At 71.9% G+C, this 24,747-nt stretch carries 20 protein-coding genes; 10 read left to right on the top strand and 10 right to left on the bottom strand.

Features of this window, described 5'->3' with window-relative positions; all coding sequences use genetic code 11:
* Positions 1-51: 51 nt before the first annotated feature.
* From ACFQQI_RS10080 to ACFQQI_RS10070, 3 genes are read right to left on the bottom strand one after another with little or no spacing between them, the layout of a single operon-like run.
* On the bottom strand, positions 52-885 hold the full coding sequence (locus ACFQQI_RS10080) for a right-handed parallel beta-helix repeat-containing protein (protein WP_378561786.1): 834 nt from the start codon (positions 883-885) through the stop codon (positions 52-54).
* Positions 882-2,744, bottom strand: a complete 1,863-nt coding sequence (gene asnB, locus ACFQQI_RS10075) for an asparagine synthase (glutamine-hydrolyzing) (RefSeq protein ID WP_378561784.1) — start codon at positions 2,742-2,744, stop codon at positions 882-884. The genes ACFQQI_RS10080 and asnB overlap by 4 nt, the downstream gene beginning before the upstream one ends.
* The gene (locus ACFQQI_RS10070; RefSeq protein ID WP_378561781.1) at positions 2,732-4,843 is read right to left on the bottom strand and encodes a glycosyltransferase; all 2,112 of its coding nucleotides are present in this window, start codon (positions 4,841-4,843) and stop codon (positions 2,732-2,734) included. Before ACFQQI_RS10070 ends, asnB begins: the two co-directional genes overlap by 13 nt.
* Before the next feature lie 179 nt (positions 4,844-5,022).
* On the opposite strand from ACFQQI_RS10070, the gene ACFQQI_RS10065 reads away from it, so the two are divergent.
* Together ACFQQI_RS10065 and ACFQQI_RS10060 are read left to right on the top strand one after the other, a co-directional pair.
* Positions 5,023-6,366 (top strand): glycosyltransferase family 4 protein, encoded by a 1,344-nt coding sequence (locus tag ACFQQI_RS10065; protein WP_378561778.1) that lies wholly within the window; start codon positions 5,023-5,025, stop codon positions 6,364-6,366.
* A 310-nt stretch (positions 6,367-6,676) separates the two neighbouring features.
* Entirely contained in the window at positions 6,677-7,084 is a 408-nt protein-coding gene (locus ACFQQI_RS10060) for a VOC family protein (RefSeq protein ID WP_378561775.1), read from the top strand.
* Positions 7,085-7,097: 13 nt separating this feature from the next.
* Here ACFQQI_RS10060 and ACFQQI_RS10055 read toward each other — a convergent pair whose 3' ends face one another.
* The 7 genes from ACFQQI_RS10055 to ACFQQI_RS10025 all read right to left on the bottom strand — a co-directional run bounded on the left by ACFQQI_RS10055 (position 7,098) and on the right by ACFQQI_RS10025 (position 13,387).
* On the bottom strand, positions 7,098-8,969 hold the full coding sequence (locus ACFQQI_RS10055; RefSeq protein ID WP_378561772.1) for an ABC transporter ATP-binding protein: 1,872 nt from the start codon (positions 8,967-8,969) through the stop codon (positions 7,098-7,100).
* Position 8,970: 1 nt separating this feature from the next.
* Positions 8,971-10,218 carry a nucleotidyltransferase family protein gene (locus tag ACFQQI_RS10050; RefSeq protein ID WP_378561769.1) on the bottom strand — a complete coding sequence of 416 codons (1,248 nt, stop codon included), beginning with the start codon at positions 10,216-10,218 and terminating at the stop codon, positions 8,971-8,973.
* A gap of 13 nt (positions 10,219-10,231) precedes the next feature.
* Positions 10,232-11,200, bottom strand: a complete 969-nt coding sequence (locus ACFQQI_RS10045) for a hypothetical protein (RefSeq protein WP_378561767.1) — start codon at positions 11,198-11,200, stop codon at positions 10,232-10,234.
* On the bottom strand, positions 11,197-11,673 hold the full coding sequence (locus ACFQQI_RS10040) for a lasso peptide biosynthesis B2 protein (RefSeq protein ID WP_378561764.1): 477 nt from the start codon (positions 11,671-11,673) through the stop codon (positions 11,197-11,199). Before ACFQQI_RS10040 ends, ACFQQI_RS10045 begins: the two co-directional genes overlap by 4 nt.
* Positions 11,670-12,836 carry an asparagine synthase-related protein gene (locus tag ACFQQI_RS10035; RefSeq protein ID WP_378561761.1) on the bottom strand — a complete coding sequence of 389 codons (1,167 nt, stop codon included), beginning with the start codon at positions 12,834-12,836 and terminating at the stop codon, positions 11,670-11,672. Before ACFQQI_RS10035 ends, ACFQQI_RS10040 begins: the two co-directional genes overlap by 4 nt.
* Positions 12,837-12,929: 93 nt before the next feature.
* Entirely contained in the window at positions 12,930-13,061 is a 132-nt protein-coding gene (locus ACFQQI_RS10030; protein WP_378561758.1) for a lasso RiPP family leader peptide-containing protein, read from the bottom strand.
* Positions 13,062-13,129: 68 nt separating this feature from the next.
* Positions 13,130-13,387 carry a PqqD family protein gene (locus tag ACFQQI_RS10025; protein ID WP_378561755.1) on the bottom strand — a complete coding sequence of 86 codons (258 nt, stop codon included), beginning with the start codon at positions 13,385-13,387 and terminating at the stop codon, positions 13,130-13,132.
* A 376-nt stretch (positions 13,388-13,763) separates the two neighbouring features.
* Here ACFQQI_RS10025 and pstC point away from each other — a divergent pair, with 376 nt between their 5' ends.
* From pstC to ACFQQI_RS09985, 8 genes are all read left to right on the top strand, one after another.
* On the top strand, positions 13,764-14,783 hold the full coding sequence (gene pstC / locus ACFQQI_RS10020; protein WP_378561752.1) for a phosphate ABC transporter permease subunit PstC: 1,020 nt from the start codon (positions 13,764-13,766) through the stop codon (positions 14,781-14,783).
* Positions 14,780-16,015 carry a phosphate ABC transporter permease PstA gene (pstA, locus tag ACFQQI_RS10015; protein ID WP_378561750.1) on the top strand — a complete coding sequence of 412 codons (1,236 nt, stop codon included), beginning with the start codon at positions 14,780-14,782 and terminating at the stop codon, positions 16,013-16,015. The genes pstC and pstA overlap by 4 nt, the downstream gene beginning before the upstream one ends.
* On the top strand, positions 16,012-17,688 hold the full coding sequence (locus tag ACFQQI_RS10010; protein WP_378561747.1) for a phosphate ABC transporter substrate-binding protein PstS: 1,677 nt from the start codon (positions 16,012-16,014) through the stop codon (positions 17,686-17,688). Before pstA ends, ACFQQI_RS10010 begins: the two co-directional genes overlap by 4 nt.
* Positions 17,685-20,309 carry a hypothetical protein gene (locus ACFQQI_RS10005; protein WP_378561744.1) on the top strand — a complete coding sequence of 875 codons (2,625 nt, stop codon included), beginning with the start codon at positions 17,685-17,687 and terminating at the stop codon, positions 20,307-20,309. Before ACFQQI_RS10010 ends, ACFQQI_RS10005 begins: the two co-directional genes overlap by 4 nt.
* Complete coding sequence (locus ACFQQI_RS10000) at positions 20,306-21,298, top strand: class E sortase (protein WP_378561741.1); 993 nt, start codon at positions 20,306-20,308, stop codon at positions 21,296-21,298. Before ACFQQI_RS10005 ends, ACFQQI_RS10000 begins: the two co-directional genes overlap by 4 nt.
* A gap of 94 nt (positions 21,299-21,392) precedes the next feature.
* Entirely contained in the window at positions 21,393-22,958 is a 1,566-nt protein-coding gene (locus ACFQQI_RS09995; protein WP_378561738.1) for an Ig-like domain repeat protein, read from the top strand.
* Between the two features lie 85 nt (positions 22,959-23,043).
* Positions 23,044-23,877, top strand: coding sequence for a phosphate ABC transporter ATP-binding protein (locus tag ACFQQI_RS09990; protein WP_378561735.1), 834 nt, complete (start codon positions 23,044-23,046; stop codon positions 23,875-23,877).
* The gene (locus ACFQQI_RS09985) at positions 23,874-24,617 is read left to right on the top strand and encodes a lytic murein transglycosylase (protein WP_378561732.1); all 744 of its coding nucleotides are present in this window, start codon (positions 23,874-23,876) and stop codon (positions 24,615-24,617) included. The genes ACFQQI_RS09990 and ACFQQI_RS09985 overlap by 4 nt, the downstream gene beginning before the upstream one ends.
* Positions 24,618-24,747: the final 130 nt, after the last annotated feature.

Below are 24,747 nucleotides of genomic sequence, written 5' to 3'. Positions count from 1 at the left end.
TCGCTGTCTCCTTCGCGTCCGCGTGGTTGCTGTCGGTCTGGTTCGGTGGGGTCACGAGTCGCTCGGTACGGCGATCGATGACGCGGTGCACATGGGATTGGCCTCGCCGGTCGCCTCGTCCTCGTTCTCGCGGATCGTGAGCGCGTCGGGATCGGTGCCGGGGCCGAGGTAGCAGGTGCCCCACCGGGGGTCACCGCCGACCTGGTTGCCGATGAGGCGGGTGCCGGGGGCGTCGAGCATCACCGAGAAGCCGGAGCCGAGCAGCCAGTTGTGCTCGATCGCGACGTCGGAGTCGCCGCCGTTGGCGTTCTCGAGGTAGATGCCGGCGTTGTAGGTGCTCTCGTACGGTCCGGCGTCGTACGTCGAGCACTTGACCAGGAGCCCGTCGACGCCGCGGACCTGCGTCCCGTCGTAGTGGGCGTCCGGGGGCACGTCCGGCGAGTGCACGAAGTTGTACGTCAGGCTGATGTCCCGGGAGAGCCGGCCCCGGTCCGAGGTGACGTGGATGCCGTCACCGGTGCTGCCGCCGATGTTCGAGTACTGCACGTTCGTGCCCGAGGCGCTCGAGATCGCGATGCCCTCGGTGGTGACGTGGTCGATCGTCGCGCCGTCGCCGGTGACCAGGATGTTGCCGTCGACCTCGACGTTGCGGAGCGTCACGTCCGCTCCCCGCACCTCGACGTCGTCGAGCCGGACGTCCTCCAGGGTGACGTCGTCCTGCTCGATCACGGTCGTGGGGTCGGCGACGAGGTCGCCGGACGCCCCCGTGTTGTCCGCAGCCGGCCGGATGGTGCACGGCGACGTCTCCTTCTCCGCGTCCCCGTCGTCCGAGCACCCGCTGAGCGATGCGACGACCAGCGCGGTCACCAGCAGCCTCCCGATCACCGATGGCTCCGGGCGGTCAGGGGGGTCCGGAAGAAGCGCTCGTGCCAGACCTCGAGGCACATCAGGGTCCAGATGCGGCTCTCCTCGTTGAACCGACCGCTGTCGTGCCGGTCCAGGAGCGCCGTGACGGCCTTGCGGTCGAGGGTCTGGCCCACGAAGGAGTCGGTCCCCGTGAGGCGGTCCCACATCGAGTCGCGCAGCCCGGCGCGGAACCAGGCGTCCAGGGGCACCTGGAAGCCCACCTTGCGCCGGTCGACCACCGTCTCCGGGAGGTAGCGCCGCGCCACCTCCTTGAGGGCCCACTTCGAGGTGCCGCCGCGGATCTTGACCGACGACGGCATGCGGAACGCGAGCTCGACCACGCGGTGGTCCAGCAGCGGCGGGCGCAGCTCGAGGGAGGCCGCCATCGACATCCGGTCGCCGCGCTCGAGGAGGTTGTCGGGGAGCCAGGAGGCGAGGTCGTGGCGCAGCATGCGGTCGACCGCGTCGTCGCCCTCGAGCGGGGCGAGCGGCCCCTGCGGACTGCTCGCTCCGCCCAGCAGGGTCCGGCGCTCCTCCGGGGTGAAGGGCGCGAACCACATCTCGAGACGCTCGCGCTCGCTCGCGGCCCCGGCCGCCCTGAGCGCGATCCTGAGGCGCGCGGCGCGGGTGCCGAGCCGCGGCTCGACCGAGGACACCAGGGCCCTGCGCAGGCGCGGCGGGACGAGGTCGACGTGCTGCACGAGCTGGGTGACGCGGTGCTTGGGGTAGCCGGCGAACAGCTCGTCGCCGCCCTCTCCGGAGAGCACGACCCTGACCTGCTCGCGGGCCAGCTGCGCGAGCCGGAACATCGCGACGTCGGCGGGCTGCGACACGGGAGCGTCGCGATGCCAGGTCAGCATCGGCCACAGCTCTTCGAAGTCCGTGGCCCGGACCTGCACCTCGTGGTGCGTCGTACCGACGTGCTCGCTGACGAGCCGGGCCCAGGGCAGCTCGTCGTTGCGCTCGTCGCCGAACCCCGCCGCGAAGGTGTGGACGCTCCCGCCCTGCTGGATGCTCTTCACGACGGCGGCGATCAGGCTGCTGTCGACGCCGCCGCTCAGGTAGCAGCCGACGGGGACGTCGGCCACGAGCGCGGCTCGCACCGCGTCGCGCACGGTGTCGTCGAGCGCCTGCACGGCCTCGGTCGGCGTCCAGGACCGATCCCGGTCGACCGGCGGGATGCTCCAGTAGCGGGTCAGGGTGAGGCGCCCGTCGGCGCTCACCTCGGCACGGTGGCCGGGGAGCAGCTTCCGGATGCCCTCGAACAGCGTCTGGGGCGCCGGGGCGACCCGGCGCGCGAGGTAGCTCTCGAGCGCGGCGGGGTCGACCGCCGGTGGGCGGTCGGCGACGGCCAGGATCGCCTTGACCTCCGACGCGAACACGAGGGACTCGCCGTCGAGCCGGTAGTGGAGGGGCAGGACCCCGAGGCGGTCCCGCACGAGGTGGGTGACGCCGGTGAGCCGGTCGTGGGCGGCGAAGGCGAACTGCCCACGGAGCTCGGTGACGAAGTCGATGCCCTTGACCACCAGGCCCGCCAGCAGGACCTCGGTGTCGCCGTCCGTCCGGAACGGATAGGAGAGGCCGGCCCTCAGCTCGCGGTAGTTGAAGATCTCGCCGTTGAAGACCAAGGCCCAGCGACCGTCCGTCGAGATCATCGGCTGGTGCGAGTGGGCGAGGTCGATGATCGACAGGCGGGTGTGGGCGAGGCCGACGTGGCCTCCGATCCAGGTCGCGGACTCGTCGGGGCCGCGGTGGGTCAGCACCGCGGCCATGGCGTCCAGCGATCGCGGATCGACGTGGTCGCCGTCGAACCGGTGGATGCCGGCTATTCCGCACATGGCTGCTCCCGGACGTCTCGGACCAGCTCGACCAGGTCGTGCGCGCGGGCCTGCCAGGTGGCGCCCAGGACGCTCTCGCGCAGGGCCGCCGGGTCGCCCGGATCCTCCAGGGCGGCGCGGACGAGGGCGACGAACTCGTCGGCGTCGGTCGCCACGCGCACCCGGTCGCGGTAGTCCTCGACCTCGGGGTAGTCGGTCGTCACCACCGGGAGCCCCAGGGCGAGGTACTCCTTGAGCTTGATCGGGTTGGCGAACCGGATCCACTCGTTGTCGAGCCAGGGCATGAGCGCGACGTCGAAGCCGCGGCCGAGCGCGGGGATCGACGCGTAGGGCCGGTAGCCCAGCCAGTGCACGTTGGGCAGCGCGGTCAGGTCGTCCATCGGGCAGGTCGCGTCCCCGACGAGCACGAGCTGTACGTCGGGGAGGTCCGCCGCCGTCCTGCGCAGCAGGTCCATGTCCACGACGTAGTCGTCGAGACCGCCGAAGAAGCCCACGCGGGGACCGGGGATCCGGTCGATCTCGTCGTCGACCGGTCCGTCCGGGGTGAAGTGCTCGACGTCCGCGCCGTGGTCGAGGAAGAACCCGCGGTCGCCGACCAGGTCGTGGTCCAGCCGCATCAGCTCGTGGCTGACGTACAGGACGCGGTCGCTGTTGCGGAGCAGCTCCTCCTCGAGCGAGCGGACCCACCCGCCGTCGGCCTCCGGGAAGGCGGACTGCAGGTCGGACCGGTTGAAGACCAGGGACGTCCGCGGCAGGCCGGCGACCACCGGCCACGCGGTCGGGATCGTGACGCCCACGTCGGCGGGCCCACGGATGCCGATCAGGCGGGCCACCACGCGGACCTGCTGGCGGATGAGCCACGCGCTGAGCCGGGCGCCCGCCGTGTCGCCGTAGAACGGGAGGATCAGGGGCGTCATCACGTGGAAGCCCGGAAGGCCCGGGACCGGGCGACGCACGAGCTTCAGGGTGCTGCGCAGCTTGCGCAGGATGCGGCGCGCCGGGTTGACGCTGACGCCCTTGCGCGGCAGCCGCAGTCCCAGACTGTTGACGACGAGGACGGGCGAGGTCACCGCGACCTCGCGCATCAGCTGGAAGTCCGAGTGCGCCTGGTTGTGGTACCACCAGTCCTGCGCCGCGAACCAGATCATCCCGGGGCCCGTTCGGCGCCGGTCGCGTGCCGTGAGCGCGGCGCGCACGCCGGCCCGGTGGGCCGCGCTCCGCGGCGCGCGCAACGCCTGCCCGACGGCGAGCCCCGACCGGAACAGCACCCGCGACGCGCGACCGTGGTGGCGGCCGAAGTCGATCGCGCGGTTGCCGACCAGCGTGCGCCACAGCTCGACGTTGCTGCCGTAGGGGCCGCTCGCGTGCTCGACGACCGCGCCGGGCTCGTAGCGGACCCGGAAGCCCGCGACGCGGGCCCGACGGCAGTAGTCGACCTCCTCGGAGTAGAGGAAGAACGACTCGTCCCAGGCGCCGATCGTCGACCGGCACCGCGGTGCGACGGCCACCATCGCGCCGGTCGCCCAGTCCACGTCGCTCGGCTCGGCGTACCGGTCCGGCCCGGTGACCATCTCGCCCCGTCCCAGCCGGGCGGCGCGGTTGCCCCCGAGGACGCCCTCCGCCCACACCCGGCCGACGGAGGGCTCGCGGCGGATCGACGGCGTCGTGTGACCGTCGGGGTCGAGCAGGCGCGGGAACGCCAGCCCGACTTCGTCGTCCGCGAACGTCGCGCAGAGCTCGCGGATGCAGCCCGGCCGCAGCCGCAGGTCGGGGTTCATCGCGATGACGATCTCGCCCGGATCTGCGAGTGCGGCACCGAGGTTGATGCCGGCGGCGTACCCGCCGTTGCTCGCGCTGCGGTGCACGACAGCGTGCGGCCACAGCTCCTCGGCTGCCTCCGGGGTGCCGTCCCCGGAGCTGTTGTCGACGACCACCAGCCGCACCCGCTCCATGCCCTCGAGCGCCGCCGGCAGCGACGCGGCGAGCGCGGGGAGGTGGTCGCGGCTGTTCCAGGTGACGACGACCAGGGTCGCCCGCAGCAGATCGACGCCGGCCTTGCTGAACTGGTGGCTCGGCGCGGGTCGAGCGACGATGGTCATCGATGCTGTCCTCGTGGAGTCGGCGGTGTCTGTCCGCGACCGGCGTACGCGGTCTTCGGTATGTCGAACCTGCCTGCGCGACCGCCCCCGCGCGGTCGAAGAAGTGCCCGTATCCCCTAACTCGGTGATATCGAGGTCGGCGACCCGTCCGCCTCATGCCGCTCGCCGACGCTTCAGCCATGTCCGCAGCCATGTCCGCGTCGAAACACGTGCTCGTGATCGTGCAGAACCTGCCGGTGCCACTGGACCGCCGTGTCTGGCTGGAGTGCCAGGCACTCACGGCCGCCGGCTACGAGGTCAGCGTGATCTGCCCCAAGGGGCCGGGAGACCCGTCCCGGCAGACCATCGACGGCGTGCACATCTACAAGTACCGGCCGGCGCCGCAGGCGAGCGGCGTGCTCGGCTACCTGGTGGAGTTCGTGTACTCGTGGCTGCGGACGGCACTGATCTCGCGGCGGGTGTGGCGGCGCCGCCCCTTCGACGTGATCCAGGCCTGTAACCCGCCGGACACCTACTGGGCGCTCGCGCGCTGGTGGAAGCGGCGCGGGGTGGCCTTCGTGTTCGACCAGCACGACCTGAACCCCGAGCTGTTCCTGTCGCGCTTCGGGGAGCCGGACGGCCTGGCGGGGCGCGTGCAGCTGTGGGGGCTGCGCTGGCTCGAACGGCGTACGTATGCGACCGCCGACCACGTGATCTCGACCAACGAGTCCTACAAGCGGATCGCCATCGACCGGGGCGGGTTCGCCCCTGACGACGTGACGGTCGTCCGCAGCGGCCCGGACACCACGGTGATGCGGCCGCTCCATCGTGCGGAGGGCACGGCGGCCCCGACGCGGCACACGCTCGCCTACCTCGGGATCATGGGCCCGCAGGACGGCGTGGACACGGTCCTGCACGTCATGGACGAGCTCGTGCACCGGCGCGGGCGCACCGACGTGCAGGCGACGCTGATGGGGTTCGGTGACTGCCTGCGCGACCTCCAGCAGCTCGCCCGCGAGCTCGAGCTGGACGACGTCGTCAGCTTCACCGGCCGCGTGGGCCCCGTGGAGATCGCCGAGCACCTCAGCGCCGCCTCCGTCGGGCTGTGCCCCGACCAGAAGACGCCGCTGAACGACGTCTCGACCATGAACAAGACCATGGAGTACATGGCGTACGCCGTGCCGTCGGTCTCCTTCGACCTGGTGGAGACCCGGGTGTCCGGCGGCTACTCGTGCCTGTACGTCCCGTCGGGCGACGTCCAGGCGTTCGCCGACGCGGTCGAGCAGCTCCTCGACGACCCGGAGCTCCGGCTGGAGCTGGCCCGGCGGGCGCGGCGCCGCGTGTCGCTGTCCCTGGACTGGAAGCCGCAGTCGACCGCCTACGTCGGCGTCTACGACGCGCTGCTGGGCGTCGACCACGCGACGGCGTCCGGCTCGGCCGCGGCGTACGTCGACCTCTCCGACGAGGCCGAGTTCCGCGCGTTCGTGCTCGGCCGCGGTCCGGCGCCGGCCGAGTCCGACGTGACCCCGGCCGCCTCGGCCTGACCCTGTCGGGCCGTCACCCAGACGCCCCGCCGGCCCCCGCGGAGCCTAGACCGCCGGGGCCGGCCGGGGACCAGGCCCGAGCCGTCTGGCTGATGCACGGCGGCGTGTGTCGAGCAGGCGGACTTCCCGGGCAAAGCCAGAGCTCTTGGTCCGAAATTTCCCCCGAACAGTTCCGGTTTCCCCGGTGGGCCGGGGAAGCCGACGCTGCCCGGCCCGCCGCAGACCCGGACCCGGGGGACAGCCCACGGACCCGCGCGGAAGCGCCCAAATCCGGTTGAACCCGGCGACGCCGCCCGAGAGGGTGACACCCGTGACTGCCTTCATCTCGCACACGACCATCGACTGCGCCAACGCGTACGAGCTCTCCGAGTGGTGGAAGGTCGTGCTCGGCTACGCCGACATCGACGGCGACCCGAACCTGCCGGGGCACGAGGAGTGCATGATCCGCGACCCCGAGACCGGCCACCAGGTGCTCTTCATCGAGGTGCCGGACGCGAAGTCGGTCAAGAACCGGATCCACCTCGACATCCGCCCGCGATCCGCCACCCGCGACGAGGAGCTCGAGACCCTGCTCGCGCACGGCGCGACCGTCGTCCACGACCTGCGGGGCAAGTACGGCCCCGGCACCGGCTGGGTCACGCTGGCCGACCCAGAGAGCAACGAGTTCTGCATCCTGCGCTCCGAGGCGGAGATCGCGGCGCAGTCGAACGACGGCTGAGCCCGAGGCTCGCTCAGGAGACGGCGCCGGTGCCCTCCCGGGCGACGTAGGCGTCGGACTGCAGGCGGTACAGCTCGGCGTACCGGCCGTCGCGGGCCATGAGGTCGTCGTGGCTGCCGTGCTCGACGACCTCGCCCTCGTGGAGGACGTAGATCCGGTCGGCACCGCGCACCGTCGAGAACCGGTGCGAGATGAAGAGCGCGGTCCGGCCGTGCAGCGCTTCGCGCAACGTCGAGAAAAGCTGGTGCTCCGCGCGCGGGTCCAGCGCGGCGCTCGGCTCGTCGAGGATGACCAGCGGAGCGTCGCGGTAGAACGAGCGCGCGAGCGCGACCCGTTGCCACTGGCCACCGGAGAGGTCGGTGCCGTCGGCGAACATCCGCGACAGCACGGTGTCGTAGCCGCGCGGCAGCGCCTCCAGGGAGGCGTCGGCACCGGCCGCGGCCGCAGCCGTGCGGACCCGGATCGGATCGACCGGATCGTCGACGCGCCCGACGGCGATGTTCTCGGTCGCCGGGAGGGCATAGCGGACGAAGTCCTGGAACACGACCGTGATCCGCTGGCGCAGGCTCGACCCACGGAAGGCCGCGGCGTCCTGGTCGTCCCACAGGACGCGGCCGTCCTCCGGCTCGTACAGGCCGGCGAGCAGCTTGGCCAGCGTCGTCTTCCCCGACCCGTTCTCGCCCACCAGGGCGACGATCTCGCCGGCGCGCAGCTCCACGTCGATGTCACGCAGTGCGGGCACCTCGGCGTCGGGGTAGGTGAAGGCCAGGCCCTCGGTCCGGAGTACGCCGAACTCGGTCGGCGCCTCCACGCCGGAGTTCTCCTCGACGGCCGCCTGACCGTAGACGAGGAACTCGTCGAGGTCGTCGAGGAACAGGCCGGACTCGAAGATGAGCTGCACCCCCTTGAAGAGGGTCTGCACCTGGCTGCCCAGCATCCGGATGGCCACGACGGCGGCACCCGCTGCGGCCACACCGATCTCGCCGCGGCTGATGAGCACCACGAGGACCACCAGCGTCGCACCGAGGACGATGGCCGAGCCGACCTGGCCGACCAGGCTGAGGACGCTGCGCCGGCGTACGTGCCGCCGCAGGTCGTGGAGGTAGTCGGCGTAGATCCCGTCGAACCGGCCACGCAGCCAGCCACCGAGTCCGAACGCCCGGATCTCCTTCGCCTCGTCGCGGCCGGTCTGCAGTGTCGCGAGGTAGCTCCGGAGCCGTAGGCGCGGGGTCTGCTGCACGGCGAACGAGAACTCCAGCCTGGACTCGCGCCGACTGGTGAGGAGCAGCGGGATGCCGCCGATGACGACCAGGGGCAGGAGGATCGGCGCCACGCCCAGCAGGACCAGACCGAGGCCGACGCCGGCCGCGAGGGCGCCGGCAGCCGAGAGCAGGCCCTGGGTCACCTGGTACGGCCGGACGAGTGCGCTGGTCTGGACCCGGTTCAGCCGGTTGAAGAACTCGGGCGACTCGAAGAAGCGGAGGCCCACGCCGGTCGCGACCGACAGCACCTTGTCCCACATGGTGCGCGTGACGGACTCGCTGAGCAGGCGCTGCAGCTGGGCCTGGAGTGCGACGGCCACGGCGGCGAGTGCGGAGAGCCCCGCGAGCACGAGGATCGGCGTGAGCGCGGCGGCCGTGTCGTGGTCGCTCTCGGCGGCGAGGACCGCGCTGAGGAGCTCCTTGACCGCCAGCACCTGGCCGGCCAGGGCGACGGCCGCGAGCACCTGCAGCGCGATGAGGGCGATGAACAGCCGATGGGCCGACGACCACACCAGCGAGACGCTCGCCCGGACCAGCCGCGACAGGCGGCCGAACGACTTGGGGGCAGAGCGCGCGGCGGCCCTGAGTGCGAGTGCGTCGGTCGGCTCGATGTCGGCAGCCATCTCAGGCGTCCTGTCGTGTGGGCACGCTGCCCGGCCGGAGGAGGTCGACCCGTCCCAGGAGCAGCGGTGGCACCTGCGAGTCGCGCGATGGGCGGGTGAGGTCCTCGACCGCAGCGAGGTAGCCCTCGACCGCTCGCGGGTCGGCAGCGACCCGCCGGACGGGCTTCGCGGGCGGCGCCGAGCCGCGCTCCCGCACGCGATGGACCAGCCCCAGGAAGGCGTTCCTGCCGATCGCCGCGAGGCTGCGGACCGCGCTCCTCCGGGCGCCGCGGGCGACCAGACGCGGAACCGACTCGTCGTGACGCAGGCGCTGGATCGGCCAGAGACGGTCGACCGTCGCGGTGAGCGCCCCGAACGCCGGCGACAGCCCGAAGAGGCGGCGGAGGTCAGCGGGCACGGGGGTGCCGAGCAGGCGGGACGTCCGGCCCAGGACGAGGCCGACCTGGGCGCTCGCCGACCAGTCCCGCGCCCGCCGGGCGACGGCGTCCCAGTCCTCCGTACGGCGCGCCAGCTGGTCCGCGTCGAGGAGGTGGCCCAGCCGGCTGGCGCCCGCGAGTGCGGCGTGCATGCAGACGTGGACGAGCGTGTCGGCCTCGTCCAGCGTCCAGGCCCGCGCCGACCCCAGGGTCACCGGCACGCGCCGCGCGAGCAGGCTCTCGGTCGGGACCGTGAAGTGCGACCGCCGCTCGGCCGGGTTGATCATGGCCCAGTGCAGGTCCAGGACCGTGCCGTCGGGGCCGAGCAGGGAGACCTCTCCGTTGACCGGACGGAAGCGGAGCGCCGCTTCCGGCCCGGTGATGGTCCAGCCGCTCTCGGTCAGGCGTTCGCAGCCGGCCCGGAGGTCCTCGGGCGCCAGCAGGACGTCGAGATCGGCGTAGGAACGCAGTCCCGGCAGCGGGTGGGCGAGCTCGGACAGCACCGGCCCCTTGAAGGTGAGCCAGCGGATCCCGTCCAGGGCCGTCCCGATCCGGTCGAGCGTGGCGATCGTCCGCAGGTGGTGGAACATCGCCTGGTCACGGTGCATCCGCAGGCGCTCGGCGGTGTCCGGGTACTGCTCCTTCAGCGCGACCTGGGTCAGGGGAGCGATCCGGTGGAACCTGGCCGCCCGGATGATCTCGTCGACGGCGCCTTCCTCCGTGGGCACCGTCGGCGGGCGGCCGACGCAGACGTCGACCAGCAGGTCGTCGATCGACGGTTGCCGTTGCGCGCGCCCGATCCGTGCGCCGCGCCCCGTCTGTCCTCTGGTCACGCCAGGCTCCTCGTCAGCCGGCGGCGATCGTCGGCACGAGCTCGCCGATCCCGACCGCCCGTCGGACGTCGGCCGCGAGGTCGTCGGCGAACGGCGGCCCCCAGGGCAGCCGCGCGACGTACAGCGGCACCGCCTCGACGACGTCGCCCAGCTGCTGGAACTGCTGCCCGAGCAACAGGCCGTCCTGCCAGCCCAGCAGCCGGGGGAACCGGGACAGCATGAGGAAGGCCTCCTTCGTCCCGAGCCGGTGCACGCTCGCTCGTGCCGACTGTCCCGAGTGATCGGGAGCCGGTACGACGAGGCCGGCGAGCGGGAGGTCCTCCGTGTCGGCCACGGAGACGCCGAGGGCATCGCGCTCGTCGCCGGTGACGCGCTGGGTCGGCTGGCGGTCGAAGCGACCCGCCAGGTCGCCCGCTGCCTTGCGGAGGCGCAGCTCGGTCGCGCCGAGCGAGCACGTCGGTGGCGTCTGCGACAGGTCGAGGCGCAGCAGGTCGTCGGTGATGAGCCGCGCGCCGTCGGCGCACATGAGGGTCGCGGTCGTGGACTTGCCCATGCCCGAGGCGCCGACGAAGCCCAGGGCGACGTCGCCGATCTGTACGGCGCTGGCGTGGAGCACGGTCTCGCCGCGCAGCGCGAGCAGGAACGCGAGCAGCGTGCCGCCCACGATCACCGAGAGCAGCGCCTCGTCGGTCGCGCCGACGGGGTGGACCACGGCACGGTGCAGGTCGCGGTCGATCTCGATGTCGCAGGCGTTGTAGAAGCGCAGGTGGTAGGCGTCCTCCGCCACGCTCCCGGTGTAGAGCTGCCGATCCACCTGGAGGTCCAGCAGGATGCGACCCGGGGGAGGCGCCTCCGTCGCGCCGCGCCGCGCACCGAGGACGATGTCGAGGTCGACCGGATCGGACGGCGCCAGCAGGCGGTGCTGGTAGAGCGGGACCTGCGACCGGACGTTGAGGCCGTACAGCCGGGTGAGGGTCGTCATGTCGCGAGTCCTGTCGAGATGGATGTCAGGGGCCGGTAGGAGCCGGCGGCGAACAACGGGTCCACGACGGCGCCGTTGACGAGCAGCCAGGAGTGCGCCCTGACCTCGCCGTCGATCTTCGCCACGCCGACCACCAGGGCGGGGTCCAGGCGGCGCAGCCGTCCGCCGCCCACGAGCGCCTGGCGCAGGCAGGTGTCGCCGAAGGGCCAGTGCCTCAGCACGCGTCGTACGGCGCACAGCCGCTTGATCGCCCACGGTGGGAGCGGCGGCGGCGGGGTGGAGCGGTCGGTCGACCCGGCCGCCGCGTCCGCGTCGATCCCGTCCATGACCAGCCTGGTGCCGAGGAGTCGGGCCAGGCGGGGGAGCGTGGTCACCCGCAGCCCGACCTCGACGACGACCGCCAGGAGCAGGGCGGCGAGCAGGCTGGGGATCTCCGCCGGCGTCACGCGCGGGATCCGTCGGGGGAGGGTCATGGGAGCAGCCCCTCCGAGGCCATCCAGGCCTGCTGCAGGAGCAGCCCGGTGGCCATGGTGGGACGGTCGGAGAGCCAGACCTCGCGCAGCCTCTCGGCGTCCACGAGGTCGTGGTCGACACCGGAGCCGTCCCAGCTGCGAGCGAACTCCGTGGTCGCCTCGCCGCGATTGACGAGGTTGAACGCCGCCTTCGTCTGCCGCGCCACCACCTCGGGCGGCAGGACGTCGGAGAAGAGCGCGCGCATCACGGACGTTCGGCCGAGGAAGCCCCCGACCCCTCCGGCACGCGCCAGTGCGGCGAGGAAGCCGGCATCGATCAGCGGATCGTGGGCCGTGATGCCGAACTCGGCGGCGGCAAGCGTGTGGTTGTGCCTGATCGTCGTGAAGGAGCGCCACCACCTGATCGCCCACGTGGCCTCGTCGTAGCGCAGTGGCTCCTGGGCCGCGTCGTTCGCGACCAGTCGGGCGTGCCGCTCGAGGGCGGCCGGCGTCAGCCATCGGCTCTGGGCCGACGTGCGGGCGCGGCGCTCGGCCCGGCGGCGCCGCAGCGGCCTGGGGAGCGAGCTCGTGATCGCACCGCCCACGAGCGCGCGGCTCGGCTTCCCGCGCCGGCGCATCACGGTGAGCGGAGTGATCCGGCGGGCGCCGAACACCGCGTCGCCGCCCTCACCGGTGAGCAGCGAGCCACCGTGCAGCTGCTCGAAGACGAAGCCGTGTGCCTGCAGGGGCGCCGGCCAGAGCAGTCCGCGGGTGCGCAGGCCGGCGCGGGCCGTGTCGCCGAGGAGGTCGCTCTCGTCCTTCCGGAGCTCGAAGCGGACCCACTCGGAGAGGCCGAGGTGGTCGATGACCATGCGCTGCCACCGGGACTCGTCCGTCGCCGGGATGTCGGGGTAGCACCGGGTGACCGGGATCGGCAGGGGGTGGCCTTCGCGGCGCGCGAGCGCGGTTGCGGCGGCCAGCACGGCAGAGGAGTCGCGACCACCGGAGAACGTCACGTAGCAGGGACCGGCGAGCAGGGCGGGTCGGATGGCGTCGTCGAGCGCCTCGCGCGGCGTACGCCGGGTGCCGGGCAGCGGCGGTGGCGTCGTACGCCCGTAGACCCAGCCGGTCGCGGTCTCGAGCGGGGTGCAACGTGCGTACCCGGCGTGAGTCGTGGTCGTCATCTTCGCACCCCCTTTGCTTCGATGTGCCGTCGTGGTCTCGCGGGATGTCAGGGGTCGCCCGGCCGGGCGACCCCTGACACCCCGTCCTGGCTGTCAGCTGTAGTCGACGCCGTAGCGGATGAACCACAGGAGCGTGTCGTCGTCGCCCTCCCAGCCCTCACCGAGGGTCAGGGCCTTGACGGAGCCAAGCTGCTTCAGCTTCGGGGACTCGTACTGGGTGTCCATGATTTCACCTCCCTCCCTGGATGAGTTCCCGACGGTTCCGAGGGCCCCGTCGGCGCGGACTCTGCCGGTCAGGCAGTCTCGAGCAGGTCGCTCCCCGCGAGCTCGTCGAGGAACGCCTGCACGTCTTGCGCGGCCTGCTGCTCGCTGATGCCGAAGGTGGCGACCAGCGAGCTGGCCAGCTCGCCGGCCGAGCGCTCTTCGGTGAGCTGCTTCATCAGCACCGTGGCGCTCGCGTTGGCCGTCAGGTAGGTCGATGATCGGAGATCCAGGATCACGAGATCGCCGTCGATCTCGCGCCAGGTCAGGTTCTCGCCCCGAAGCTTCATGGTCACTCTTCTCCCTCCGGCGCGCCTCCCGTGCGCGCTGGTGGTCGAACCGTACGAAGGGGGAGGGCCGAGGAGCCGCTAACTCCGACCGGATCCTCACATTGCGGTATCCGGCCGCATCAGGCGCGGCCGGGAAGGCGAACAGCAGCTGTCATCGCCGGGCTCCGACACCCGAGGCCCACTCGGGCGGCCGAGAATGACCCGTCCGGGCTACGCACAAACGGATCGGCCACGAAGTTGGGCAAACCAGCCGTTGCTGTTCGCCGATCGTTCACCGCCGACGGGCCGTTCGTTTCGGTGTCCTCCTGAGACTTCTGGCGTTTCGACCGCGTGCCCCACCGGGTGCGCGGCCCGTGCTCAGCCAGGAAGAACCCAGGTGACGACGCTCCCTGTCCAGGACGCCTCCGTCGAGGTCGCCCCGCGAGAGATATCGCGGAAGGCCACCGGACAGGATCTGGTGTTCGTCCACTCCATCCGCGCGGTCGGCGCGACCGTCCTCGTCATCACCGGCGGGGTCGGCCTGTTCCTCGGCTGGCAGGCGTGGCCGACGCTCACCCACTACGGCCTCGACTTCTTCACGGAGGCCACCTGGCAGCCGGAGGCCGACATCCTCGGCATCCGTGCGGTGCTGACCGGCACCGTCATGGTCGCGCTGGTGGCGATGTCGATCGCCTTCCCGCTGGCGCTGCTGACCGCGCTCTACATCAGCGAGTACGCACCGGCGTTCCTGCGCAGCACCCTCGTCTCCCTGGTCGACCTGATGGCCGCGGTGCCGTCGATCATCTGGGGCCTGTGGGGCTACTTCCTGATCATGGAGCACGCCGCGGAGTTCTCGGTGTGGCTGGACCGCAACCTCGGCTGGATCCCGCTCTTCGAGGTGCACAACGCAGACCCGGACGCCGCGCTGGTCGACGCCGTCATCTCCAACTACAGCTTCAGCATGTTCGCCGCGGGCATCGCCGTTGCGATGATGGTGCTGCCGATGTCGTGCGCCGTGATGCGGCAGGTGTTCTCGCAGACGCCACCGGGTGAGAAGGAGGCCGCGCTCGCGCTCGGCGCCACCACCTGGGGCATGATCCGGGCCGTCGTGCTGCCCTTCGGGCGCGGCGGCATCATCGGCGGCACCATGCTCGGCCTGGGCCGGGCGCTCGGCGAGACGATCGCCGTGCTGCTGATCCTGTCGCCGTCCTTCGAGGCGAAGTGGCGCGTGCTCGAGATCGGCGGCAACACCGTCTCCGCGCTGATCGCCGGCCGATTCGGCGACGCCAGCAAGAGCCAGCTCTCCGCGCTCCTGGCCGCGGGCTTCGTGCTCTTCCTCATCACCCTCGTCGTCAACACGATCGCGGCCGTGATCGTCAACCGAAGCCGCTCGGGCGCCGGGACGGACGCGACATGACCGAGACCCTCGCCACCGACAGCACCGCTGTCGGGCAGACGTTCCTGCCGCGGTACGACGACGACGCGCCGCCGCCCGCCCCGCGCGGCTCGCTCGGCGGGCTGACGGCGGACGAGAGGTTCCTGCGCATCGGCAGCATCGCGTCGGCCGCAGGCCTCGCCTGGCTGATCACCCAGCGCCTGCTGCCGTTGCAGGGCCTGCCGTGGTTCCTCGTGGTCTGGTTCGCCTGCATCCTGCTCGTCACCGCCGTGACGGCCGGCATGACCGGCGGGCTGGTCGAGGTCCGCGACCGGATCGCCGCCACCACCGTCACCGTCGGCGCGATGGTGGTCGGCGCGGCACTGCTCAGCGCGATCGTCTTCGTGGTGGTCAAGGGCATCGAGCCGCTGCGGCACCTGAACTTCTACGTCGACGACATGGCGGGCGTCGGCCCGAAGGACCCCTTCGACAAGGGCGGCGTGGCCCACGCGGTCCTCGGCTCGCTGATCCAGGTGGCGATCGCGATCGCCATCACGCTGCCGCTCGGCATCGGCACCGCGGTCTTCATGAGCGAGGTGGGCGGACGGTTCGCCCGCGTCGTACGCACGGTCGTGGAGGCGATGACCGCGCTGCCGTCCATCGTCGCCGGCCTCTTCATCTACACCGTCTTCATCGTCACGCTGGGCTTCCCGCGCTCGGGCCTGGCCGCCGCGCTCGCCATCGGCGTGATGATGCTGCCGATCATCGCCCGCGCGGCCGACGTGGTGCTGCGGGTCGTCCCCGACGGCCTGCGCGAGGCCAGCCTCGCGCTCGGCGCCAGCCGCTGGAAGACGGTCTGGTACGTCGTGCTGCCGACGGCCCGCCCGGGCCTCGCGACCGCCTGCATCCTCGGTGTCGCCCGCGGCATCGGCGAGACCAGCCCGGTCCTGCTGACCTCCGGCAACGCGCAGTTCTTCGTCACCGGCCCGACCGACGGCGTCATGAACTCGCTGCCGCTCTTCATCTACTCGACCGTCCGGTCGGGTGAGCCCAACGCCATCGCCCGCGCGTTCGCTGCCGCGACCGTGCTGATGGCGGTCGTGCTGATCCTCTTCGTCGTCGCCCGCGTGGTCGCCCGGCCGAAGAAGGCGAAGGGGTCGCGCCCGGGCCGAACCCGACCGGCCGTCGACCTCGTCCACTCCAACCCGCTCGTCGAGATGGGTCCGGTCTCGCAGCAGGCCGACACCACCTACTCCACCGAGGAGCGCTCGTGACCCGCCGTATCCGCCTGATCGTGGCCTTCGCGCTGTCGCTGGCCTGCGTCGCCTCGTTGCCCGGTACGGCGAGCGCCACGACGTACGCGCAGATCGAGGGCACCGGCTCCACCTGGTCGGAGCTGATCGTCCAGCAGTGGATCGCCGACGTGGACTCCAACGGCATGAAGGTCGTCTACACCGGCGGCGGATCCACCAAGGGACGCAAGGACTTCTCGCAGGCGAGCACCGACTTCGCGATCTCCGAGATCCCCTACCAGGGCACCGACGAGCGCGGCCAGGCCGACACCAGCAACGGCCGGCCCTACGCCTACCTGCCGATCGTGGCCGGCGGCACGGCGTTCACCTACCAGCTGAAGATCGGCGACGAGCTGGTCCGCAACCTGCGCCTCTCGGGCGAGACCATCGCGAAGATCTTCACGCTCCAGATCACCAACTGGAACGACCCGGCGATCGCGAAGGACAACAACGGCCGCACGTTCCCGTCGCTGCCGATCAAGCCGGTCGTCCGCTCCGACGGCTCCGGCACCACGGCGCAGTTCACGACCTGGCTCGACCACGAGTACCCGAACATCTGGCGCCCGTACTTCGGGCAGGCCGGCCTCACGTCCTACTACCCGAAGCAGGCCGGCAGCCAGATGGTCAGCCAGGCCGGCTCCGACCAGGTGATGAACACGATCAAGGGCTTCGCCGGCAACGGGATGATCGGGTACGTCGAGTACTCGTACCCGATCAACGCCGACTACCCGGTCGTGAAGGTCGAGAACGAGGCGGGCTACTTCGTCGAGCCGACGCAGTACAACACCGCGGTCGCGCTGACGAAGGCGAAGATCAACCAGGACTCCACCAGCCAGCTCTACCTGACGCAGATCCTCGACGACGTCTACACCAACCCGGACCCGCGGGCGTACCCGATCTCGTCGTACTCCTACATGATCATCCCGACCGGGGCCGACGACCCGCGGATGACGACCTCGAAGCGGCAGACGCTCGCCGACTTCATGTACTACTCGTTGTGCGCCGGGCAGACGAAGGCCGGTCCCTACGGCTACTCGCCGCTGCCGCTGAACCTGGTGCAGGCGGGCTTCGAGCAGCTGTCCAAGCTGAAGGACGCCGACCCCGCCGTCGACCTCACGGATCGCGACGTGCGCTCCTGCAACAACCCGACGTTCGACGGCAAGAACCTCAACCACAACGTGCTCGCCGACGTCGCGCCCCAGCCGGCGGCCTGCGACAAGTCCGGTGAGGGGCCGTGCGGCACCGAGACCGGCACCAACCAGCCGAGCACCGACGAGGGCGGCACCGACGACGCGACCGACGGGGGCGCGGCAGGCGGTGGCGGGGGAGCCGGTGCGAGAGCCGGGGACGCCGGCGGAGGCGCCGGCGGTGGGGGAGCCGCGGCGCCCGGCGACGCCCCTGCGGCGATCGACCCCGAGACCGGCCAGGCGATCTCGGCCGACGGCACGACGGTGCCCACGAGCGACACGACGGGTGGCACGGCCGGCGAGGCGATCTACGCCAACCCGACCGAGCTCGCCGCCAGCCGCAGCGCCGACGAGGACACCTTCCGGTGGGTCGCGATCGCCGAGCTCCTCGCGCTCGTGCTGCTGCCCGGCCTGTACGTCGTCGCGATGCGCCGGCGCCGCCAGCTCAAGGCCGGAGGCCGCTCGTGACCGCCCGGCTGCGTCGACTCGCCCTCGCCGGCGCGCTGCTCGGCGCGCTCGTCGCGCCGCTCGCGGCCTCGGCCGAGCCCGCGCGGGTGCAGCCGACCGTGGCGAAGCAGGCGAAGGTCGACGACGGCTGGAAGGCGACCAAGACTCTCACGCGCACGTGGGCGCAGCCGGACGGGTCGACGTACTCCTTCGAGAACTACGACGTCACGGTCGAGGCCGACAAGACCAGGGAGCTCCGTGGCCGCCAGCGGATCCTGATCAGCTGGTCCGGCGCCCAGCCCAGCGGCGGCCGGGCCAGCAACCCGTACGGCGAGAACGGGCTCAACCAGGAGTATCCCGTCGTCATCATGCAGTGCCGCGGGACCGACGACCCGTCGCTGCCGCCGGCCGAGCAGCTGCGCCCCGAGACCTGCTGGACCGGGTCGGTCGCGCAGCGCTCCCAGGTGCAGCGGTCGGACGGCGAGAACGCGTGGACCCGCGACGTGCACGCCGGTGCGACCGCGCCCGACCGCCTCTCCGGCATGACGCCGTGGCCGGCCGCCGACGTGTGCCCGACGGCGGACACGCCGGAGTACTACACCCACCTGACGCCGTTCGTGACGGCGAAGGGCGAGACGTTCGCGGCGTGCGACTCCGACAACATGCCCCCGGAGGCCGCGGTCGGCGCGGCCTTCCCGCCGGCGGAGCTCGCCGCCTTCACCGAGCTCGACGGCACCGGTGAGGTGCAGTTCGAGGTCCGCTCGGACGTCGAGAACGAGTCGCTCGGGTGCAACCACGAGACGGCCTGCTCGATCGTGGTGATCCCGATCGTCGGCGTGAGCTGCGCGCAGCCCGCGGACCCGATGACGCTCGCGGACCAGGCGTGCCGCAAGGGTGGCGGATTCCTGCCCGGCTCCAGCAACTTCGCCAACGAGGGTGCCGACCAGGCCGTCTCGCCGGCGCTGTGGTGGTCGCCGTCGAACTGGATGAACCGCTTCTCGATCCCGATCACCTTCGGGCTGCCGCCGGACACCTGCGACATCCTCGACAAGCGTCCGCCGACCGGCTTCTACGGCTCCGAGCTCCTGGCGCAGGCGGCTCTCCAGTGGGCGCCGGCGTACTGCCTGGACAAGAAGCGCTTCAAGTTCCAGCACAACCAGATGTCGGACGAGGCCGGGTGGAACCTGATGACCTCGGGCGAGGGCGCGGCTGCGGTCGTGTCGTCGGCGCACGAGGCAGGCGACGACCCGGTCGGCTACGCGCCCACGGCCGTCACCGGGTTCGCGATCGGCTACCAGATCGACAGGCCCGACAACAAGGGCGACTACACCAGGCTGAAGCTGAACGCCCGGCTGCTCGCCAAGCTCGTGACGCAGTCCTACCTCGGCTCCGAGATGGGCCGCGGGCATCCCGGGATGTCGTCGAACGCCGTGGCGCTGATGACGGATCCCGAGTTCATCGCGCTCAACCCGGGGCTGAGCCAGTCCGCCCAGGAGGCCGGGGCGTCGCTGCTGTCGCTCTCGACCTCGTCGGACGTCATCCAGCAGCTGACCGAGTACATCGCGGCGGACAAGGACGCCATGGCGTTCGTCAACGGCAAGCCGGATCCGTGGGGCACGGTGGTCAACCCGGAGTACAAGAAGCTGTCGCTCCCGCGCGCCGACATCCCGCTGCTGGACACCTACGTCCCGGAGACGCAGAGCGACTGCCGGCAGAAGAACCCGGGCGTCTACTTCACGCAGCTGGCCGCGCCGGTCACGAGCCTGCGCAAGGTCGCGGAGGCCCTCCTCGACGCCTGGCCGAACGTGCAGACCCGGTGCGACTTCGACACCAGCACCGGCCTCTACAAGCTCGGCCGGATCGACCGGCAGTCCTTCGGCTCCCGGTTCGTGCTGGGCCTCGTCAGCCTGGGCGACGCGGAGCGGTACGGCCTGCGGACGGCGGCCATCGAGACCAAGCGCAACCACTACGTCGCTCCGACCGAGCGCACCCTCGGCGCCGCGCTGCGGCTGACGAAGCAGGTCGAGCCGCACGAGCCCTTCGTCCTCGACCAGGCCGACGTGCGCAAGTCCACCTCGGCGTACCCCGGCACGATGGTCGTGTACACGGCCGCGCGGCTCCAGGACGTCGACCAGGAGGACGCGGACAAGGTCGCGCAGTTCATCCGGGTCTCGACGACCGAGGGCCAGAAGATCGGCCCGGGCAACGGCGAGCTCCCCGGCGGCTACCTGCCGATCGAGAGGACGGGGGTGACGGCGCGGCTCTACGACTCCGCCCAGGACGTCGCCGACGCCGTCGAGGCGCAGGAGTCCACGGAGCAGCCCACGGGGCAGCCCAACGACGAGCCGACCACCGAGCCGACGGGTGGTGCACCGGAGCCCCCGGCCGGGGACGCCGGTGGGGGAGTGACGCCGCCCGAGACGGCGCCCGGGGCGGGCGACGCCCCCTCGAAGGCTCCTTCGCCCTCGGCCGCTCCGTCGCCCTCGGCGGAGCCCGAGGCCCTGGCGATGCCGGCGACCCAGTCCGTCGGGTCCGACGTCGCCGGCGGAGTGCTGCCGCTGCTGATCCTGCTCGGCGCGATCGGCTGCGTGGCGAGCGTCGTCCTGCGCGTGGCCATCCCGCTGCTGCGAGGTCGCCGGTGACCGCGACCCTGGACCCGCCCGAGGCGGCGGGCGTGCCGACCACCGCGCCCCGCCGTACGCCCCTGCGTCCGCGCCGAGCGCCGAAGCGGCCGAGGACGAAGGCGGCGCGGCGCAGGCCGACCGCGCCGCAGCGGCCGGCCGGACCGCCGAGCACCGCCGAGGAGACCGCCTCGGTGCTGTCGTCGACCTTCACGATGGTCGCGATCGTCTGCCTCTGGGTCGCGGCGCAGATGCTCTTCCTGTCGCCCCTGGCACAGGGTCGCTCGCAGGACGTCCTGTACGACGAGCTCCGCGGGCAGCTGGCCGGCGCGACGGCGCCCGTCGGCCCGGTCGTCCCGGCGGGCGACCCGGTGGCCCTGTTGACGGTCCCGGGCATCGAGCTCGAGCAGGTCGTCGTCGAGGGCACCGCGTCGGGCGACCTGCTCGCCGGGCCGGGGCACCGTCGCGACACGGTGCTGCCCGGGCAGGCCGGCGTCTCGGTCGTCTACGGCCGGTCCACGACGTACGGCGCCCCCTTCGCGGAGATCACGGCGCTGGCCGCCGGCGACCGGATCACGGTGGTCAGCGGGCAGGGCAGGAAGGTCTTCCGGGTCGTGGGGGTGCGCCGCGCCGGCGACCCGTTGCCGCAGCCGCCCGCCGACGGTGCCGCGCGCCTGACCCTCGTCACCGCCGAGGGCGAGGGCCGCCTCGGCGCCCTGGGCCCGAGCTCGGTCGTCTACGTCGACGCCGACGCGAAGAAGGGCTTCCCCGCGCCGGCCGGCCGCGCGGCCGCGGTGCCCGAGAGCGAGCAGGCGATGGCCAACGACATCAGCGCGCTGCCGCTGCTGGCGCTGTGCCTGGCCCTGCTCCTGGCGCTGACCCTGGCGGTCATCGCCGCACGGCAACGCTGGTCGACCGCATTGGTCTGGGTGGTCGCGACGCCGCTGGTGATCGCCCTCTCCTGGACGACGACCGACGTCGTCACGCGTCTGCTGCCCAACCTCATGTGACCGAACACCACTGACTTCGTCGCCTCGGGACGGCGAAACCGCAACACCACCTCTGCACGACACCAGGCACCACATCACAGGAATGGAACCTCAGATGTTCGTACGCAGGACTCTGGCGGGCGCGGTCGCGGCCGCCCTCGCCGGCTCGGCGATCGCGCTGTCGGCAGGTCCGGCATCGGCGGCGGTCGACCCGGACGACACCACCTTCGCCCCGACGACGGCCGACCTGATCGGCGTCGGCTCGGACACCAGCCAGCACGCGATGAAGGTGTTCGCCGACGCGTGGAACGCCAGGACGCCGGCCCCGGCGTTCCGGATCGCGACGTACGCCGCGACCGGTGGCGGCACCATCGCGCTGCCGAACAACGCCGCGTTCCCCCGGCCGAACGGCTCGGGCAACGGCAAGGCGAAGCTCTACGGTGCGGACAACAACACCGACATCGACTTCGCGCGGTCCTCCGCCGAGAACTCGCCCGCCGAGACCGCGGCCGGCCTCCAGGCCTTCCCGTTCGCACTCGACACCCTCGTGATGGCCGTGTCGAACAGCGTCCCCTCGCACGCTCCCGCCTCGCTCACGCCGCAGCAGATCCTCGGCATCTACGAGGGCACGATCACCGACTGGAGCCAGGTCGGCGGCGCGGCCGGCACGATCAAGCCGAAGATCCCGCAGACCGGGTCCGGCACGCGCAGCTTCTTCACCTCGCAGCTCAACGCGATCAAGGGCGGCACCGCCAACATCGACTTCACCAAGGTGTCCGAGGTCCAGGAGCACGACGACGCCACCATCAAGGGCGACGCCGACGCGATCGCGCCGTTCTCGAAGGGTCGCGCCGGCCTGCTCGGCACGACCCTGCGGCTGGAGGGTGGCTGGAGCGCCGACCGCGCGCTCTACAACGTCGTCCGCGGCACCGACCTGAACAACGCGGCGGTCCAGGCCGCCTTCGGCACCGCCGGGGCGCTGTGCGCGACCGCGTCGCGCGACATGATCTCGGCGGCCGGCTTCGAGCAGCTGGCCACCCCGGCCAACGGCGGCGTCTGCGGCCAGGCGACCCAGGGCAAGGTGACCAACTTCAAGACCAACGTCCAGGTGGCGACGGCGAGCAAGCTCGTCGCGACCAGCCCGGCCGCGAAGTCCTCGCGACTCGTCGCCTCGGTCTCGGGCAAGACCGCGCCGCAGGGCACGTTCGACTTCTACGAGGGCGCCACCAAGGTCGCCTCGGGCGTTCCGCTCGTGTCGAGCACCGCCACCGCGAACCTGTCGAACGTGGCGGCCGGTGCCCACACCTACCGCGCGGTCTTCGTCCCGGCCGCGGGCTACGACCCGTCCGAGGCGACCGCCTCCGTCACGGTGTCCGACGTGGCCGCCAAGGCCAAGGTCAAGATCGCGGAGTCGTTCCCGGCCAAGCTCGCGCTGAAGAAGAAGGCCAAGGTCGCGACCGCGAAGGGCGTCGTCAGCATCAAGGGCGCCACCGGCAAGGTGACGGTCTCGAAGGGCAAGAAGAAGCTCGACTCGGCCAAGCTCAAGAAGGGCAAGGCCGCCTTCACCCTCAAGAAGATGAAGCCGGGCAAGCACAAGCTGACCATCCGGTACGCCGGCGACGCCACGCACCTCGCCGGGACCAAGACCTTCACGATCAAGGTCGTCAAGGCCAAGAAGTGACGCAGTAGCACCAACCGCCGCCGGCCTGTCCGTCCCTCCGGACGGGCCGGCGGCACCCATCCACGCACGACGTACAGGAACGACGATGACCGCCTCCGACCAGACCGCCGTACTCCCCGCGACCACTCCCGCCCCGAGCGCCCGCCTCGCCGAGATCGAGGCCCGCGAGATCACCGCGTGGTTCGGTCAGCACAAGGTGCTGGACCGGGTCTCCCTGACGATGCCCGCCGGCAGGATCACCGCGCTGATCGGGCCCTCGGGCTGCGGCAAGTCGACGTTCCTCCGCATCCTCAACCGCATGCACGAGCTGGTGCCGTCCGCCCAGCTGGGCGGCCAGGTGCTGCTCGACGGCGAGGACATCTACGACCTGGGCAAGCGGCTCATCGACGCCCGCCGGGCCATCGGCATGGTGTTCCAGAAGCCGAACCCGTTCCCGGCCATGTCGATCCGCGAGAACGTGCTCGCCGGCCTCAAGCTCACCGGCACCAAGGCCTCGCGCTCGGCGAAGGACGAGCTCGTCGAGTCCTGCCTGCGCAAGGGCGGCCTCTGGAACGAGGTCAAGGACCGCCTCGACGCACCCGGCGGCGGCCTCTCCGGCGGCCAGCAGCAGCGCCTCTGCATCGCGCGCTCGCTCGCGATCAAGCCGCGCGTGCTGCTGATGGACGAGCCGTGCTCGGCGCTCGACCCGACCTCCACCCGGGTCATCGAGGAGACGATGAAGGACCTCGCGCGCGAGGTCACGATCGTCATCGTCACCCACAACATGCAACAGGCGGCGCGGGTCTCCGACCAGTGCGCGTTCTTCCTCGCCTCCCAGGGCACGCCCGGGGTCATCGTGGAGCACGGGGATACTGCTGCCATGTTCCAGAGCCCGCAGGACCAGCGCACGAGCGACTACGTGCACGGCCGCTTCGGATGAGCCCTGGCCGTCTCATCGCGGCGTTCGCCACCGCGCTGGTCGTCGTCGCCGGTCTCGGCTACGCACTGTCCCAGACGATCCTGGCTCGGCAACCGCTGGTCGTCGCCGACCAGCCGCGGTACGTCGACGCGCCCCGTCCGCACGCGAGGCTGGCGCCCCAGCCGGACGACGCGCCCGCGGCCCCCACGGTCGTCGACCCCGCCTGGGTCGCCGACGTCGCAGCCAGGGCGGGGATCCCCGCACCCGCGGTCCGCGCCTACGCGAACGCCCAGCTCGCCGAGCCGGAGGACTGCGAGGTCGGCTGGACGACGCTGGCCGGCATCGGCTGGGTCGAGTCCCAGCACGGCACCCTCGGCGGTCGCACCCTCGGCGAGGACGGGCACTCGTCGTCCGCGGTGCTCGGCCCGGCGCTCGACGGGAGGAAGTTCGCCGCGATCCCGGCCACCCCCGAGAGCACCGCCTGGCACGGCGACCCGACCTGGGACCACGCCGTGGGCCCGCTCCAGTTCATCCCGTCGACGTGGGAGACGTGGGGCGCCGACGGCGACCGCGACGGCGTGGCCGATCCCAACGACATCGACGACGCCGCCTTCGCCGCCGCGCGATACCTGTGCGCCGACGGCCACGACCTCACCTCCGGCGCCGGCTGGGCGGACGCGGTGTTCTCCTACAACCACTCCCAGACCTACATCGACGACGTCTACGCCGCCGCCACGGCGTACGCCGAGCGCACAGACTGACGTTGCGTCCGGGCCCAACCCACCTGTGAGGGAGGCCCGACTCAACGTTCTCGTAGACTCGGCGACGCACCCCCTGTCAGGCCTGACCGGGGGCTTCCGTGTTGCCTGCACCCACCTGCAACCGCCCGAA

Source organism: Nocardioides sp. GCM10030259, from assembly GCF_042666375.1.
In the GTDB taxonomy this organism is placed as follows: Bacteria; Actinomycetota; Actinomycetes; order Propionibacteriales; family Nocardioidaceae; genus Nocardioides.
Note: the sequence above shows the minus strand (reverse complement) of the source record. Positions and strands in the feature narration are given on the sequence as shown.

What these genes read in the sequence shown, in the direction of transcription:
- asnB (WP_378561784.1), bottom strand. Translation starts at nt 2,744, where the DNA reads ATGTGCGGAATAGCCGGCATCCACCGGTTCGACGGCGACCACGTCGAT.
- ACFQQI_RS10070 (WP_378561781.1), bottom strand. Translation starts at nt 4,843, where the DNA reads ATGACCATCGTCGCTCGACCCGCGCCGAGCCACCAGTTCAGCAAGGCC.
- ACFQQI_RS10065 (WP_378561778.1), top strand. Translation starts at nt 5,023, where the DNA reads ATGTCCGCAGCCATGTCCGCGTCGAAACACGTGCTCGTGATCGTGCAG.
- ACFQQI_RS10055 (WP_378561772.1), bottom strand. Translation starts at nt 8,969, where the DNA reads ATGGCTGCCGACATCGAGCCGACCGACGCACTCGCACTCAGGGCCGCC.
- ACFQQI_RS10045 (WP_378561767.1), bottom strand. Translation starts at nt 11,200, where the DNA reads ATGACGACCCTCACCCGGCTGTACGGCCTCAACGTCCGGTCGCAGGTC.
- ACFQQI_RS10040 (WP_378561764.1), bottom strand. Translation starts at nt 11,673, where the DNA reads ATGACCCTCCCCCGACGGATCCCGCGCGTGACGCCGGCGGAGATCCCC.
- ACFQQI_RS10035 (WP_378561761.1), bottom strand. Translation starts at nt 12,836, where the DNA reads ATGACGACCACGACTCACGCCGGGTACGCACGTTGCACCCCGCTCGAG.
- ACFQQI_RS10030 (WP_378561758.1), bottom strand. Translation starts at nt 13,061, where the DNA reads ATGGACACCCAGTACGAGTCCCCGAAGCTGAAGCAGCTTGGCTCCGTC.
- ACFQQI_RS10025 (WP_378561755.1), bottom strand. Translation starts at nt 13,387, where the DNA reads ATGAAGCTTCGGGGCGAGAACCTGACCTGGCGCGAGATCGACGGCGAT.
- pstA (WP_378561750.1), top strand. Translation starts at nt 14,780, where the DNA reads ATGACCGAGACCCTCGCCACCGACAGCACCGCTGTCGGGCAGACGTTC.
- ACFQQI_RS09995 (WP_378561738.1), top strand. Translation starts at nt 21,393, where the DNA reads ATGTTCGTACGCAGGACTCTGGCGGGCGCGGTCGCGGCCGCCCTCGCC.
- ACFQQI_RS09990 (WP_378561735.1), top strand. Translation starts at nt 23,044, where the DNA reads ATGACCGCCTCCGACCAGACCGCCGTACTCCCCGCGACCACTCCCGCC.
- ACFQQI_RS09985 (WP_378561732.1), top strand. Translation starts at nt 23,874, where the DNA reads ATGAGCCCTGGCCGTCTCATCGCGGCGTTCGCCACCGCGCTGGTCGTC.